Genomic DNA, 15,705 nt, shown 5'->3' with positions numbered 1-15,705 from the left:
ATCTCTTACTTAATCTGGGGTATTACGGATGTAATCGGTTTTTGCCGTTTTATCGTTATGGATCCCGAGGTAAAGGTACCGCTGTCTATCAGCTGCGGCGGACCTTTGGGCGTAGACCATTTGTAGCCGCTTATTGTTGACGGGTCCGGTACGAGATCGACCAGAACCTCAAGCAGCGCGGAGCCTCTTCCCGCAAGCTCCTGAACCAGCGCTTCGTTCCCGAGAGTGAGCAGCATGGTCTGCGCCGTTACCGGGAATTCCGAAACTGACGTTACGCGTCCAATCAAAAAGCCGTATTCCTCCTTATTTACGGAGCTGGGAGAAATATCCACCGTCATCCCTGGAATAATGGTCTTCCCTTCCTGGATCGGAACATACATGACTGTCTTCAAATCCTTGGCCAGCTCCTCGCCTGATTCGACCGTAATGATCGGTAATCCAACGCCGATTGAAGCGCCCTTCTTGACTTTTACTTCCAGGACCCGTCCTGTATAAGCACTTACGACTCTCGATTCGTTGAAGTAGGCCGTCTTGAGCGCCGCTAACCCGTTCCGGATCTTGTTTATTTGCTCCTCTAATTCCGCTGACGGCGTACGCTGATTGGCCAGCTCGGCAGCCTTGAGGCTCTCTGCCAGCTGCTCAAGCTGCTGTACCATGGCCGGTTGTTCGATTCTTGCTATGACGTCACCCTTATGTACGTAATCATTCTCCACCACGCGAATATCGGTAATGGGGCCGCTCGACGAGGAATAGATATTTTGCAGCCCTCCTGGCCGGATTAAGACGCCTTGTGCCTGCATCTTGGTATTCAACGTTCCGTAAAATCCCCAAACTATCGCGGAGACCAGCAGCAATCCGAGGGCGCTCAAAGCGAGCCAGCCCTTTGGCGAAGTCACCTTCATTAAAGTGTCGAGCTGCTCGGGCGAAGATAATCTTTCTATGGATACCTTGCGAAAAACGTCATTGTTCATTCCCGGGTTGCTCCTTTATTTCAGGTATTCGAACTGTCCTTGTTTAACCTGTTTCATCACAATGTGCATATCATTCACATCACCGTTCGCGTCAAACGATCTATCACCGGACACGCCCGGCCATGTTTCCTGTTCTCGTAAAGCAGCTGCAATATCGGCAGGCTTGCGTGAATCAGCCTTCGTCATGGCAGCGGCCAGAAGATGCAGAGAGTCATAGGCTTGCGCCGCATATTTATTCGGCTCTGCCCCGAACCTGCTTTTATAGCTTTCAACAAAATCACGAATCTTGGGATCCGTATCATTGGGGTTAAAGATAGATGCGACAACGACCCCTTCTACAGCTTTTTCACCTATTTCAATCAAGCTGTCCGAATCCAGGGCATCCCCGCCCATTACCGGCAGATTCAATCCTGCTTTGCGAAGCTCCAGAATGAAATTCGCTCCATCCGGCATCGCTTCCGCCACAAAGACGGCATCGCATCCCAAGGCGTTCCATTTATTGACCAGCCTGCGGAGATCATCGATGTCCTTATAGTCAGAGACACGATCTATGATTTGGATATCGCTTATTTTGGCACTGTCTTCAAAAGAATTGGCCAAGCCGCGGCCGTACTCGTCATTCGCGTAAAAGACAGCAATGTTCTTATACATTTTGGAGTTGGCGTAATCCGCCATCTCTGCGCCGATTTGTGTATCATTCGGAATCAAGCGGAAAATATGGCTGCCCCCGCCCTCTGTCAGCTTCGGTGAAGTCGACGTTGGCGCAAGAAACAATACGCCTGCTTGTTCATAGACCTTGGAAGCCGGGACCGTCACAGCCGAGCTGCGGTCGCCGATAACAGCTGTCACATTCAAATCATTGGAGAAGTTTTGGGCAATGGTCAGACCGTCCGTAACGGAAGATAGATCATCCTTTTGCTCCAGCTTTATTTTTGAGCCTATTACCCCGGTTTGATTGATTTCCTCCAGAGCCAATTCAAGCCCCTCTTTAAATCCGTCGTTCCGGTCGGCAAAAGGCCACGCCGCGCCGACTACAATTTCACCCGATGATTTGCCCAGCTTCATTTCTCTATCTGCGCTCATACTCATGGAACTTCCGCACCCTGCTAACAGCAAAAACAGGCATGAAGCCAAGATGATCATTCTCAATCTCATTTGTGTATAGCTCCCGTATCATAGTTTAGTCGTGATATTATGTCAGTTATTGTATAAATTACAGACGCTGGATTCAAAGTAACACGGCATTAAGTCAGGAATGTGTCGAATCTCAAAAACGATGTCGATCAACGGGTAGAGAACCGGGACCAAGTCCTCTTTCAGCTCATGCAGAGGCAACCATAGCGGTACTAAGGAACCCGGGTAAATGTCGAACTGCGCTGATCTGGTTAGTTTTTACTATCCCGACAGAGACCAGGATGACAACCAACTTAAGTCTACCAGCGGCCAATAAAAGAATAATGAAAGATTTTAGCAAAAAAAAGCCCGAAACCGCGCAGCATCAGGCCTTTTCGGTTTCTGAGAAAGATAGAAATTATTTTTCGCAGAAAATATTCATGGCAGAAGATAGGAAATAAGGACCAGTTCCTTGGATGGATAACATCCTGTCAATAATCCGAGCTTTACCTCGTCTGAACATGCCCGGCTCTTCCTTTTCCGCCGCCGGACTATGGATTGACAATTCAAACGGCCCAATCTATCCTTTTAAACAGGCAGGTCACGGATTGCTTGCCGGTCATTAGGAGGACTCCTATGCTGGATAGTCAAATGCTCAAGAATCAAAGTAAATACAGGGCAAGCTTTAACCGGTTAGCGGAGCTTGTATTTGGGATTCATTTTGAGGAATGGTACCGGAGGGGATATTGGGGGGATCGGTATATTTGTCACTCCATACTCCACGACAACGGTGAGATCATTGCGAATGTATCAGTCAACAGGATGGATTTGGTTCTCAATGGGGTCAATAAGAAAGGCATTCAGATTGGTACCGTCATGACTCATCCGGATTTTCGGGGGAAAGGTCTATCCAGCCGGTTAATGAGGTATGTGCTGTCGTTATACGAAAATAATTGCGATGTTCTGTATCTGTTTGCAAACAGATCTGTCCTCGACTTTTACCCGGGATTTGGCTTCACGCCAATGGCAGAATCACAGTTCCTCCTGCAGCTGGACGGCCCGCCGGCAAAGGATGGCTCACTTCTTAAACTGGATTGTTCACGGAAGGAAGATACCGCATTAATAAAACGCTTGCTCGACTGCAGGATTCCGGTTTCCCGGAAATTTGGCGTCATAAATGACGAGGGGCTATTCATGTTTTATGCATTGAATGTTTTCGCCGGGCATTTATATTACTCTCCAGAGGATGATGCCGTTCTCGTATTCGAGCATAAAGGCGAAGCGCTGCATCTATATGATATTGTCAGCTCTGATATCATCGACTTTGACCGGCTGCTTTCCCGGATTTCCAATCCGGATACCAGAGAGATCCGCTTTCATTTCGTGCCTGAACGGTTAACCGCGAAAGCGGTATTGACACCCATGGATGAAACGGAAGATATTCTATTCGTAAAGCCTGTCTCTGCTTTCGATAATATGAAGGATTTCTGCGCGCCCAAATTATCTCATGCCTAAAAGAGGCTCCGGCAATGCGGCTGCCTGGTTGAAAGGCAGCCTTTGTCAGGTCGTTCATAATCAAGCTTCCAGCCTGATTACCGTTGATGCTGTTTCAACTCCATTCAAGGTCAGCGTAATCCGGTGCTCGCCCGGATAATGACGGCGGGTCGTCAGATCCGCCCAGCGGTGCTTCCTGGCGCCTGCAAGCTTTGTACCTCCCGGCACCACTTTGTCGGACAGCAGGAATAGCTTGCGGGATGTATGTCCTCCTGCCTTCACGAAGTCGATTCCGTATTCCATGCGAATACGCACCGGTTCGCCCGGCCGGATATGAAGCTCGTAGCTCAGCTCGCAGCTTCCGCCGATCGGCAGCGCATCCGGCTCCGCCGACAAGGAGGCATAGGTTGTCAGCGCCGACTCTTCTCCCGCTTCCGCATAGCCGAACAGCGCCATGATCTCGGGATCGGCTTTGCGGATCAAATTACGGCAGGCATGCCTGATGATCCAGTCCGTATCCGGATGGACTCCCTGCCAGCGGCGGGCCGTATCCAGCACGATTGAAGGGTGATCCTTGGCGATGTCATTCAGATTGTTGGCGACGCTCTTGCGCACATACAGCGAAGGGTCTGCCTTCAGCTGCTCCAGCACGGGGAGCAATGGAGCAGGGTCCCGTTTGAAAAGCGGCAGCGCCTGTCCCCACGGCAGCCTGGGGCGGCTGCCTTCGCTGGCAAGCCGCCGGACATGAGCGTTCGGATGCCTGGACCATTCCTCCATCTGGCGCATCATCCGCTTCGGCTCACGCAAAATAAACGACCGAACGGCGAACTCCGCCGAGGACTTCGAAGTAAAGCGCTCCAACGCCTCCATAGACAAACCCCAATGCTTCTCTGACTGGCCGTACACTTCCACGAAATCAGGAAAAAATAAATAAGGGAAGCCGACGCAGGCCGCGTCAATCGCATACAAAACGTCGAGCGCGTCCTCGTACCGTGGCGGCAGATATGTTCCGAGCACCGTGGAGATCCGCCTGATCCGCTCCTTCAGCTTTAAATCATCCCAGCCATCCTCCATGACCGCCGCGACGAATGCCTCCGTATTGAATGCCTTATAAACAGCATGCACTTTCTCGCCGAATTGACGCAGAAATTGTTCATGATACATATCTTTTAAAGGTTCTGCCATTCTCTCTCTCCTCCTGGTTATAACCCTTCCACGATGATTCCGCGATAATCGCCGCCTTTAAACCGGTGCTTGCGCGCCTCGCTGATGCGATATTCTAGACAGCGTATCATATTAAATATGCCAACTGTCTGTCATATTTATTTAGCGGATCAAACTTTTGAATATCGCAATTCCCTGCATATGCTCATCACAGGGCATTCGCGGATTGACATAAGCAAAGAAACAGGACCATAATGTATGCATAGTATAGGCATCGGATATCCTTCAGCTGTTACCGCCAATGTCATTTTATAAGGAGGTTCATTGTAATGGACGAACAAACCGGCACGAACAACAACTGCAAGGAGAGCGCCGGCTCCAGTATTTGCGAAGTTCTGCAGATCCTGGGTGCCAAATGGGCTTTCCTTGTTCTTGAAGAACTGCTGAAAGGACCGCAGCGATTCAACCAGCTTCAGCGGAATGTATCCATCGTCAAGACCCAATCCCTTACGGATACGCTCCGCCACCTCGTGAATAACGGTCTTGTCCTCCGCAAGGTCTTTCCTACTGTACCTGTCACAGTGGAATATTCTCTGACGGAGAAGGGCAAGGATTTTCAAACCGCATTGCTGGAAATGGACAAATGGGTCCAAAAATGGGGCAATCCGGCATTAGCAGGCCAGACTTCCGTCCAATCCTCATAATCGCATAGCGCCAGATCATAACAAGTTTAACCGCCAGGGCTCTTAGCCCTTGGCGGTTATTTGTCTTGGATGCGCAATTTGCAACTTACTATACAATAGGTTAGTTGGTCCAAATAAATGGATTACATCCAAATGATTTGCGTTCTTACTTAATGGAATCAGCTTGATTATAATTCGATTAAGCCGCTTAGCCGGACGCGGCCAAGCGCTTTTATAATCGCAATGGGCTCCAAAAAGAAAGAAGCCCAGGAAAACGGAAAGGAATGGTTGTTTATGAACCGAATTGTCATTTACATTTTAATGATAGCCGTCTTCTTCACGGCTACTTCAGAATTGGTCGTGGCGGGCATTCTGAATGTGCTGGCTGAAGAGATGCATATCTCTGTCGCACTTGCCGGACAGCTCATAACCGCCTATTCGCTTGCATTCGCGATAGGAACTCCGGTTATTGTGTCTCTGACGGCGCGAATGGGCCGGAAAAAATTGCTGCTTATTGCCTTATCCGTCTTCATTATCGGCAATCTCGTCTCGTTCGCCAGCTCCGGCTTCATCCTGCTGATGGCTGCCCGCATGATATTGGGCATGAGCTCCGGCGTATTGATGGTAGCCGCCTTCAGCGCTGCAGCCAAGATGGTGCCTCCCGAGAAAATCGGCAGCGCGATCGGCACCATTATTCTCGGCTTCAGCAGCGCCATGATTCTTGGCGTGCCCGTAGGGATTGCGCTGACCGGTATGTTCAGCTGGCAGACAATCTTTCTATTCCTCGCCGCCGGCAGTCTCATCATTCTGATTGGCATGGCCCTCCTGCTGCCGGAGATAGAAGGCGATGCTCCCGCAGCATTCAAGCAGCAGTTCGCGGTGCTTGCGAATCCGGTCATTTTGTCGGCGCTGCTGCTCGTCCTGTTCAGGGAAATCGGCAACTCCGTCATGTTTACGTATGTAACCTCTTTTCTCGGAACAATCCTGCAGCGCAGCGCTTCGGATATCGGATTCATCATGCTCACCTTCGGAATTGCCGGTGCTTTGGGTTCACGGCTGGGCGGCTCCGCTATTGATAAATGGGGAAGCGTAAGGATCATCTTCATCAGCTTGACCGGTCATGTCCTGACTCTGGCTTTGCTGCCGCTGGCCGTTCATTCATTTCCTCTTGCCATGATGCTCCTTTCCCTGTGGGTGATGTCCATGTTTATTATGGGCCCTGCTACTCAGACCTACTTCATCGAGAAGGCCCCGCAATCGGCCAATCTCATCATCAGCCTGAACACCTCCGTGACGCAGGTCGGTTTGGCAGCCGGTGCGGGAGTCGGCGGTATGGCTGTCACCTTGAATTCGACCGTCTTGTACAATCCGTGGGTCGCCAGCATTGCGCTGCTTTTGTCCTTCGCCGCAGCCGCCGTTTCTTTCCGAAAGAGCAGGAAGCCCCAGGCTGTCGCAGCCTGAGGAGAAAAATGCGATATGCAATATAATATTCCTTGTGTTGATTCATCCCATTCTTATATCATTCAGCGGACAGCATATATTGTGTCGATCCGACATATTCACGGAATGAGCGAATCCTTTCATTCTCGAATTCAAAAACAATCGTCAGCTCATTGCTGTAGGGTGCGCCGTTCAACGTTCCTTCCGAGCTGAATACCACGATCCCATGATTGGCATCCTCGAGCTCCAGCAAGGACGTTAACCGGACAGCCAAGGCTTCACGCTCTATAAGTACCAATTCTTCAAATCGTTTCTTGCCGTACTGCATGCCCTTCCATTCGACGAAGGGCATTGGAACGGCGAAGCGCAAATCATCGGAAGCCATCAAAAGAAATTCTGTCAGCGATCCCTCCTCGATTGCATGGCGAAAAGCTTGAAAAGCCCTGCTGCTTCGGGTAACTCCAAATTTTTCCTGTCGGTCAGTCATCGTAAATTCCCGCTTTCTGGTTACCGTTTTTTGTTTCATCAGTGACTGTACCATGTGAACTGGACAGCTCATGTCCTGTTTAGAGAAAACAAGAAAAAAAACCGGACTCCCTTCATTATAAAAGGGAATCCGGTCTTCTGGTTTCAGCTTCTCGGCGGATTCAGAATCAATTCGTTCATGGGACTTGAATCGGGAATTTGGCGGGTGTTGTAGATCGACAATTTTTGATTAACCGCTTCAAATGCCCTGTCCAGCTCCAGCTGTCTTCGCTGAAGCTCCAGCTTATGATTTTCCAATATCGCTTTTCTTTCCGGTATCGTCTCCTCGCCCATGATTGCAAGATCGACAATCCGTTTCAAGGCCGCTACCGTCATCCCCGTCGCACGGAAGCATGTCATCAGGTTTATCCAGTCCAGGTCTTTTTGTTCGAACAGCCGGTTCCCGTACTGATCCCTTTGTATAAAAGGAAGCAGCCCTTCTTTCTCATAATAACGGATCGTATGAGGAGGAAGCTCAAGCCGTTCGGAGGCTTCTTTGATTGAAAATGACAACTCTCCACACCTCCCTGATCATCAGAAATGATTCCTCGAGCTTTAACCATACACCTTAAAGTGGACTTTAAAGCAAGCATTATTTATCATGCTGCTTTTACGCTTCAGATATACAGGTTCTGGCTTTAATGCTAGAAACCAGGGCGATGCTCCTATTTTCAGTGCAATAGTTCTTTTTCCTTCAGGGTCGGAGTCGGCGTCAGCACATCACCCGTGAAGGGTTCGATTGGCTGCCCGTTTTGCACTTTTTTCGGCCAGTCATGGTTGGACAGCGCCGCTTTGGCAAGCGAAATCAGATCGGAGCCCTTCTCCAGCATCTTCGCTGCATCAGCAGGCTGATCGAGTCCGCCGTTGGCAATGACAGCAGTATTGCCGTATTTCTTCGCCAGCTCGGCAAGCGTAGGACCAGACTCCCCGAAAGCAGGGTCCAATGCGCGGTATTCATACGTATGGATGTAATCGGCTTTGGCTGCTCCGATGCTTTCAAAAATAACTCTTGCATCCTCTTCCCCATGCTCCCACTTGTACGTAAAATTATTTACTTTCGCTTGCGAAATGCGGACACCGACAACAAAATCTTCGCCTGTTGCTGCTTTGACAGCTTCTATAGTTTCAATAAGAAACCGGAGGCGATTCTCCAGGGATCCGCCGTATTCGTCCGTCCGCTGATTCGTGTATCCGGTCAAAAACTGGTCCGGCAGACAACCGCTCGCAGAATGAATTTCCACGCCGTCGAAGCCGGCTTTCTCCGCATTCGAAGCAGCTTTCGCAAAGTTCCCGATCAGCTCCTTGATTTCTTCAATATCTAAAGCCCTGGCAGTCGGAAATTCGCCTCCCTTGCCATAAAGCGGACTTCTCTCACCCTCCGGCTTCAAAGCGGAAGGAGCAACCGTTTGTCCACTGTTAGGATTCTCTTGGGACAGCGCACCGGCATGGGCAAGCTGCAAAATGATTTTCCCTCCTTGTGCATGAACCGCTTCCGTAACGCCCTTCCAAGCCTGGATATGCGAATCCTTCGTAATACCCGGCTGGTTCAGCAGTCCTTGACTGAAGGTGTCATCCATGTAGCCGGATTCCGTAATAACAAGTCCAAAATCGCCAGAGGCGAAGCGGGCATAATAACGGGCCATATTTTCCGTTGCCCTGCCGTCGGACTCTGCGGACCCCCTTGTCATGGGCGCAAGAACCACCCTGTTTTTAAGCGTGAGGCGGCCTAATTGATACGTGGACAAGATTTTGGGAAAAGTAGTCATGACGAACAGCTCCTCTAGTATGGTTATTAGAATTTTTATTGACTGCGAAGTCAATAATTGAACAAAAAATTTTTGACTACGAAGTCAAAAATCAGACAAAAAAAATTAGTTTTTAATTAAATCGAATGCCGTGTTCAGCACCATTTCGATCTGATCCGCAGGCGCGCCTGTTTTCTCTAGTATTCGGATGCCGCGCAAAGTATTGGTCAGGTAGGCCGCTAATTCCTGACTTGTAAACCGGTTCGTGATTTCTCCTGCGGCTTGTCCGTTTCGAATGACCTCCTCAAGAACAAGCCGTACTTCACTGAACATAAGATCGAACTCATTCGCAACTTCCCGATCATCCATGCCAAACTCCATAGCAGAGTTAACCATGAGACAGCCTTTATGAGCCTCCTCGCTTGAGGAACAAAGCGATGCTGACTGCAGAGCGTCCAGAATACGGGTAGGCGAACCGCCTTGGTCGATCATTTCTCTAAGCTGCGAGAGGCTTTGGGTCCGATAAAGAGCGAGTGCCTTTAAAAAAAGCGAGCGTTTGTCCTCAAATACGCCATAAAGACTCTGTTTCTTCACATTGGTTTTGTTCGTCAGATCCTCGAAAGAGGTCGCTTTATAGCCTTTGGTCCAAAAAACCTCCATCGACTGACTCAAAACCTTATCAACGTCAAATTCTCTTGGTCTGCTCATGACGTGATCCTATCACATTCTTGACTATGTAGTCAATATCTAAATTTCAGCTTATAAAAAGCCGACCTCAAAGGCCGGCTTACAATTATTTCAGTTCAATTAACGAATATCGCATTTGTTATGGATAAAATGTATTTGGTTTTGAAGCCGGTTTAACGTTTCCTTTTCCTCGGTTGAGTGTTCGCTGCTGCTCTTGGACATCAATTGTTCCAATTCCTGCTTTAATTGATGCAGATCCTCGCCTGCATTCGAGCAATCATAGTTGCTTTCCAGCTGATTAAGCAAGTGGAGTCCCCCTTCCCGGTCTATTTGTCTCCGCCTTTTTTGTCTTTGTTTCCCTTTTTATCGGATGTGCGGGTTGTTGTGTTTTGTGCGGCATGCCCTTGTTGTTTAGCCATTACAGATCCCTCCCTTCATATCTGCCCCGGTTATTTTCCGAAGATTGAGTTCTTTTTATTCACCTGAGCTTTAGACCTCAATAATAATCGGGAGGATCATGGGTCTTCTCTTGGTTTGGGCAAATATAAACCTTCCCATGGAATCACGCAAAGTTTGTTTCATAATGCTCCACCTGCTTATATTTTCTTCCTTGAGCTTATCAATGGTCGTAAGTACGAGCTGGTTAATGTCCTGCATGAGCTTCTCGGAATCCCGAACATAAACAAATCCCCTGCTTATGATATCCGGACCAGAGAGAATATGCCCTTCTGTTTTACTGAGCGTTATCACGATGACAAGAATGCCATCGGCGGAGAGCTGCTTTCTGTCCCGCAGTACAATATTTCCGATGTCGCCAATTCCTAATCCGTCAACAAGAAGATTCCCGGCTGGTATTTTTCCGGTTTTATGTGCCGCATTCCCCCGAAATTCAACAAGATCCCCATTGTTAACAATAAAGATGTTCTCGCGGTCAACACCTACAGATTCGGCAAGAAGCCGATGCTGATACAGCATCCGGAATTCACCGTGAACCGGGATAAAATATTTGGGCTTCATTAATGTCAGCATGAGCTTCAACTCTTCCTGGCTGCCATGCCCGGATACATGCATGCCTGTCGCACTCCCTGAGCCATAGATGACATTCGCCCCGAGCAAGTATAGATTATCAATAATGCGCGCAACGTTACGTTCATTTCCTGGAATCGCCGTTGCCGCAATAATAACCGTATCACCGGGCATGACCTCGATTTCCCGATGGGTCGAACTGGCTAATCGTGAAAGAACAGCCATCGGTTCGCCTTGGCTGCCCGTACACAGAACGGCAATGTTCCCGGGCGGGAAGCGGTCTGTATCCGCTGCCTCTATCAATAAACCTTCCGGAATATTCAAGTACCCCAGTTCATTCGCCACCGTCGTCACATTCACCATACTGCGGCCCAGCAGGACTAGCTTCCGGCCTGTATTAATGCAAGCTTCTATAATTTGCTGGACGCGGTGCACATTGGAGGCAAAGGTGGAGATAAATACCTTTTGCTCGGCTTTACTGAAGGCTTCTGTAATATGTTCCCCAACCAGACGCTCAGATGGAGTGAATCCGGGGCGCTCGGCATTCGTGCTTTCAGACAGTAACACCAACACGCCATTATTGCCTATCTCCGCCATCCGATGAAGATCAGGATATTGTTTATTCACAGGAGACATATCGAATTTGAAATCGCCGGTGTGCACCATCGTTCCTTCAGGTGTATGAAAAGCAATACCCAGGCAATCGGGTATGCTGTGATTGGTGTTGAAGAAGGAAGCCTGGATGCTTCCCAAATCCAGTCTGGATTGCGCGTCAATGATGTTGAGACGGGCTTCATTCAGAATCCCGTATTCCTTTAGTTTCACTTCGATAAGGCCAACGGTCAGCTTCGTAGCGTAAACCGGAATATTAAGCTGCTTCAGCAAATAAGGAATTCCGCCAATATGATCCTCATGCCCGTGTGTTACGACTAATGCCCGTACCTTATCCTTGTTTGCGAGCAAATACGTTACATCCGGTACGATCAGGTCAATGCCCAAGAAGCTCTCATCCGGAAATTTGGAGCCGCAATCGATGGCAATAATATCATCATCATATTGCAGTATGTACATATTTTTCCCGATTTCGTTGACACCGCCTAATGCGGCTATAGTTAATTTATTAATGGTACTATTCATGGTTGAACCTCCTCACATTGCTGTCATTTATTATGGTTCGGGGCAGATGCAACTATCCGCCGCCCGGTTATAATTCTTCCAAATGGATTTTACTAAATAAAAAGCGCCCGGTATGCATCTGCATATCCGAGCGCTCTTGGAAGCATTTATTGAAGGAGGGTTAGTGCAATGCCGCTTTGTTAGGTTCCGGCATTTGCGGCGTTCCGGCTGCCGGTGCGTACATATTCAGCATCTTTTGCATATCGGCAGCATCAAACTGCGGCACCTGGTAGTAGCCATGTTTGTTTTGATACATGAAAATCTCGTAGGACATTTCGATGAACTGCTGTATTTGAGATGCCAACACGCGGCGAACGACAGGATTTGTAACTTCTGCCGCTGACATGGTCAATAATGAAGCATGGGATTTAACCAGCCCCTGCATATAATCGCATATGCCTGCATCCTTTACGTCAGCAAGGGATTGATTCGGTTTTGTCGGCTGGGTCTGTTTGATGCCGTATACCGGCTGTGTTACTTGTTTGATCATGTAAGTAGCTGTTTTCTGGCTTGGCTCCTGTCCGGTCTTAAAGCATTCGGCCGTCAGATTGTACTGGGAGAGCATGAAATTATACTGCCGGTCCAGAATGTCCAAAAGCTCCTGATCCTGAACGAATTGCCTGAAAATCATGAACTGATCCAACGTATTGACGGCACAGGACAACACCTGATGCACATCAAGCAGTTCATGACCTCCATGATTCATGTTTAATCCGTTCTGCGAACGATTATTTGATGGTATTTGCTGCTGCATCGTCATATTCTCCTTTGGTGTAAAAACATTTTGGGCAACCTACTTTAATATGCAGGGTTGAGGGAGAATTTATGCAACTGATGCAGTTTGCAAGCAAAGCGCCGGCCTCTGATTCAGGTTATAATTCCTCGATTTCGACCGTAATGACGTTATCCGTCAGCTTCACCAGATTGTATACATCGGTAACATAATGTTTATGGGTTGCGGATAGAATCAAACCGATTTGCCGGTTGCCGGATTCAAGATCCTTGAGTTTAATCTCACGGATATCCACGCCTTTTTTTCCTGTCAGCTCACGTTCACTTTCGAGATTTTTAATGATTTGCGTCAAATCGCAGGTCGGATTCACGATAAGCTTGACGGAAATATCCTTTTGACTTAATTTTTCAGGTCCGATGCGCCGGATCAGGAAGGGCAATACGTTAACCGCAAGGATAATAATCAGAACAGAATAGGAAGCCTCCCAATAAAATCCTGCCCCAACCGCTATGCCGATTCCGGATGCCGCCCAAATCATCGCCGCGGAGGTCAATCCCGAGATTACATCATTGTTTCTTCTTAGAATAACGCCTGCGCCAAGGAAACCGACCCCGCTGACAATTTGAGCTGCTAACCGCATGGGATCACGATTTGTCGTGAGGAGATCACCGAACTTTTCGATCGACTCAATGGAGATCACCGTAACCAGGCAGCTGGCCACTGATATGACCATACAGGTTTTCAAGCCAAGGGGCTTATGCTTTAACTGACGGTCAATGCCAATCAGCAACCCCAGAAATAAGGCAAAGGTTACTTTCAGAAAGAAATCTAAAGGAATAGTAACAGCAATCCCTCCTTTACAATTATTTCGGATAAAAGAAAATGACAGAGGGACTTTCCTGGCAACAGAATGTGCGATTGCGGCATCAACGTCCGACATAACCGGAATACTTCACTGGTTGTGTCGTTCATTCCAGGCAGGGCATCCAATCTATTTCCATTTTTTTGTATATCATTCCTTGAACTGCGGCTATAGTAGATTGTATGCGGAGGCAGTCCTTTAATTTCCACTAGCTGGTGTTTCCCGTCAATCTCCTCAGCGGCACGAATCCATCGACAGCTGACTGTATGCAAATAGAAACAGCAGAATGACCGCCCTTTCAAGCGGTCGTTCTGCTGCCTTGAAACCTATTGTACGGCGCAGGCACCTCTTACGAGTGAAAATCCTGTCCGTCCAGAACCTCTTTCACAAAGCCGGCGCGAATGACAAAATCACCGAAGTGCTCGCCTTTTTGCCTTTCGTTTGCATACCGCGTCACAATCGGCTGGAGAGTACCGAGAATCTCCTCTTCCCCGATGTTTTCCTTGTACAGCTTGTTCAGACGATTGCCTGTAAAGCCGCCCCCCAAATACATATTGTATTTGCCGGGTGCTTTGCCGATGAACGCGATTTCCGCAAGCATTGGCCTTGCGCATCCATTAGGGCAGCCGGTCATGCGGATGACGATTTCTTCGTCGCGCAGTCCAGCTTCCTCAAGCATCGGCTCCATTTTATCAATCAGCGAAGGAAGATATCGCTCCGATTCGGCCATTGCCAGTCCGCAGGTCGGCAGCGCCACGCAGGCCATGGAGCTTCTGCGCAGTGCGGAATGATGGGCTCCATCGGTAAGTCCGTACTCCTTGATCAAACCTTCGATTTTTTTCTTCTTATGGCTGGTTACATTGCCGATGATCAGATTCTGGTTCGGCGTAAGCCGGTAGTCGCCTGTATGAACCTTCGCGATTTCCCTTAAACCTGTCATCAGAGGATAGCCCGCTTCGTCTTTGACGCGGCCGTTCTGGACAAACAGGGTAAAATGCCATTTTCCGTTATTTCCCTTTACCCAGCCATAGCGGTCGCCATTGCTGTCAAAATGGTAAGGACGCGCTGCCTCAAGCTTCCAGCCCATCCGGTCGCTTAATTCATTAATAAACCATTCGATCCCGCGGTCGTCGATCGTATATTTGAAACGTGCATGCTTCCGGACCGCACGATCGCCGTAATCCCGTTGAATCATTACCGTTTTCTCGGCTACATCGATGATTTGCTCCGGTGTACAGAACCCGATCACTTTGGAAACCTGCGGATACGTTTTGGAATCGCCATGCGTCATTCCCATTCCGCCGCCTACCGACACATTAAAGCCCTTCAGCTTTCCATCTTCAATAATAGCGATAAAACCCAAATCCTGGGAAAACACATCAACGTCATTGGATGGAGGAACAGCCATACCAATTTTAAACTTGCGCGGCAGGTAAACCGGTCCGTAGATCGGCTCTACTTCTTCCCCGTCATTTTGGCTGTCCAGTATTTTCTCGCCATCAAGCCAAATTTCATGATAGGCTCTTGTCTTCGGATCAAGATGATTGCTGACTCTGCTGGCCCACTCGTACACCTCGGAATGAACCTCCGATTGGTACGGGTTCGGATTGCACATCACGTTGCGGTTGACGTCGCCGCACGCGGCAAGCGTCGTTAGCAGCGCATCGTTCACTTCCCGGATGGTCTGCTTCATATTCCACTTGATTACCCCGTGGAGCTGAAAGGACTGGCGTGTCGTCAGCCGGATCGTTCCATTGGCATTCTTCGTTGCGATGCGGTCCATCATCAGCCACTGCTCCGGTGTGACGACACCTCCGGCCGCGCGTACGCGCAGCATGAACTGATAGGCAGGCTCCAGCTTTTGTTTCTGCCGCTCATTGCGCAGATCCCGGTCATCCTGCATGTAGCTGCCATGGAATTTCATCAATCGGTTATCGTCTTCGGGAATGGAACCCGTAATGACATTTTCCAAAGTCTCTTCAAGGCTTCCCCGCAAATAATTGCTCCGGCGCTTGATGTCCTCAACATCGCTGTGCGGCGCATTCTGCGGGTGAAGAAGTTGATTTTGTGCCATACTTGCTATCTC

General features: G+C 48.9%; 15 protein-coding genes. 3 read left to right on the top strand and 12 right to left on the bottom strand.

What is annotated here, in order from left to right:
• Window positions 1–5 precede the first annotated feature (5 nt).
• Both AC0YOB_RS02865 and AC0YOB_RS02860 read right to left on the bottom strand, forming a co-directional pair.
• A complete protein-coding gene (locus tag AC0YOB_RS02865; RefSeq protein ID WP_475791462.1) occupies window positions 6–971 on the bottom strand; it encodes an NHLP bacteriocin system secretion protein in 966 nt (321 codons plus the stop codon).
• A 15-nt stretch (window positions 972–986) separates the two neighbouring features.
• Window positions 987–2,060, bottom strand: a complete 1,074-nt coding sequence (locus AC0YOB_RS02860; RefSeq protein ID WP_475791461.1) for an ABC transporter substrate-binding protein — start codon at window positions 2,058–2,060, stop codon at window positions 987–989.
• Between the two features lie 660 nt (window positions 2,061–2,720).
• On the opposite strand from AC0YOB_RS02860, the gene AC0YOB_RS02855 reads away from it, so the two are divergent.
• A complete protein-coding gene (locus AC0YOB_RS02855) occupies window positions 2,721–3,599 on the top strand; it encodes a GNAT family N-acetyltransferase (protein WP_475791460.1) in 879 nt (292 codons plus the stop codon).
• A 60-nt stretch (window positions 3,600–3,659) separates the two neighbouring features.
• On the opposite strand, the gene AC0YOB_RS02850 is transcribed toward AC0YOB_RS02855, so the two are convergent.
• Window positions 3,660–4,763: a DNA alkylation repair protein gene (locus tag AC0YOB_RS02850; protein WP_475791459.1), complete on the bottom strand. Its 1,104-nt coding sequence runs from the start codon at window positions 4,761–4,763 to the stop codon at window positions 3,660–3,662.
• 308 nt (window positions 4,764–5,071) lie between these two features.
• Here AC0YOB_RS02850 and AC0YOB_RS02845 point away from each other — a divergent pair, with 308 nt between their 5' ends.
• A complete protein-coding gene (locus tag AC0YOB_RS02845) occupies window positions 5,072–5,446 on the top strand; it encodes a winged helix-turn-helix transcriptional regulator (protein WP_210043895.1) in 375 nt (124 codons plus the stop codon).
• A gap of 273 nt (window positions 5,447–5,719) precedes the next feature.
• Window positions 5,720–6,886: an MFS transporter gene (locus tag AC0YOB_RS02840; protein ID WP_475791458.1), complete on the top strand. Its 1,167-nt coding sequence runs from the start codon at window positions 5,720–5,722 to the stop codon at window positions 6,884–6,886.
• A 58-nt stretch (window positions 6,887–6,944) separates the two neighbouring features.
• Here the strand turns inward: AC0YOB_RS02840 and AC0YOB_RS02835 are convergent, their stop codons facing one another.
• The 9 genes from AC0YOB_RS02835 to cysI all read right to left on the bottom strand — a co-directional run bounded on the left by AC0YOB_RS02835 (window position 6,945) and on the right by cysI (window position 15,693).
• Window positions 6,945–7,352: a nuclear transport factor 2 family protein gene (locus tag AC0YOB_RS02835; protein WP_475791457.1), complete on the bottom strand. Its 408-nt coding sequence runs from the start codon at window positions 7,350–7,352 to the stop codon at window positions 6,945–6,947.
• Between the two features lie 143 nt (window positions 7,353–7,495).
• Window positions 7,496–7,903 carry a MerR family transcriptional regulator gene (locus tag AC0YOB_RS02830; RefSeq protein WP_475791456.1) on the bottom strand — a complete coding sequence of 136 codons (408 nt, stop codon included), beginning with the start codon at window positions 7,901–7,903 and terminating at the stop codon, window positions 7,496–7,498.
• A 158-nt stretch (window positions 7,904–8,061) separates the two neighbouring features.
• On the bottom strand, window positions 8,062–9,156 hold the full coding sequence (locus AC0YOB_RS02825; RefSeq protein WP_475791455.1) for an oxidoreductase: 1,095 nt from the start codon (window positions 9,154–9,156) through the stop codon (window positions 8,062–8,064).
• A 105-nt stretch (window positions 9,157–9,261) separates the two neighbouring features.
• Entirely contained in the window at window positions 9,262–9,843 is a 582-nt protein-coding gene (locus AC0YOB_RS02820) for a TetR/AcrR family transcriptional regulator (protein WP_475791454.1), read from the bottom strand.
• A 99-nt stretch (window positions 9,844–9,942) separates the two neighbouring features.
• Entirely contained in the window at window positions 9,943–10,128 is a 186-nt protein-coding gene (locus AC0YOB_RS02815; RefSeq protein ID WP_379112647.1) for a DUF2524 domain-containing protein, read from the bottom strand.
• 183 nt (window positions 10,129–10,311) lie between these two features.
• The gene (locus AC0YOB_RS02810; RefSeq protein ID WP_475791453.1) at window positions 10,312–11,985 is read right to left on the bottom strand and encodes a ribonuclease J; all 1,674 of its coding nucleotides are present in this window, start codon (window positions 11,983–11,985) and stop codon (window positions 10,312–10,314) included.
• Between the two features lie 160 nt (window positions 11,986–12,145).
• On the bottom strand, window positions 12,146–12,778 hold the full coding sequence (locus tag AC0YOB_RS02805) for a spore coat protein (RefSeq protein WP_475791452.1): 633 nt from the start codon (window positions 12,776–12,778) through the stop codon (window positions 12,146–12,148).
• Between the two features lie 118 nt (window positions 12,779–12,896).
• Entirely contained in the window at window positions 12,897–13,595 is a 699-nt protein-coding gene (locus AC0YOB_RS02800) for an MgtC/SapB family protein (protein ID WP_210044044.1), read from the bottom strand.
• A 373-nt stretch (window positions 13,596–13,968) separates the two neighbouring features.
• A complete protein-coding gene (cysI, locus tag AC0YOB_RS02795; protein ID WP_475791451.1) occupies window positions 13,969–15,693 on the bottom strand; it encodes an assimilatory sulfite reductase (NADPH) hemoprotein subunit in 1,725 nt (574 codons plus the stop codon).
• Between the last annotated feature and the right edge of the window lie 12 nt (window positions 15,694–15,705).

The organism is Paenibacillus sp. JT31N17 (assembly GCF_056269255.1).
The sequence above is the reverse complement of the archived record's forward strand: the minus strand, read 5'-3'. Positions and strand labels throughout refer to the sequence as shown.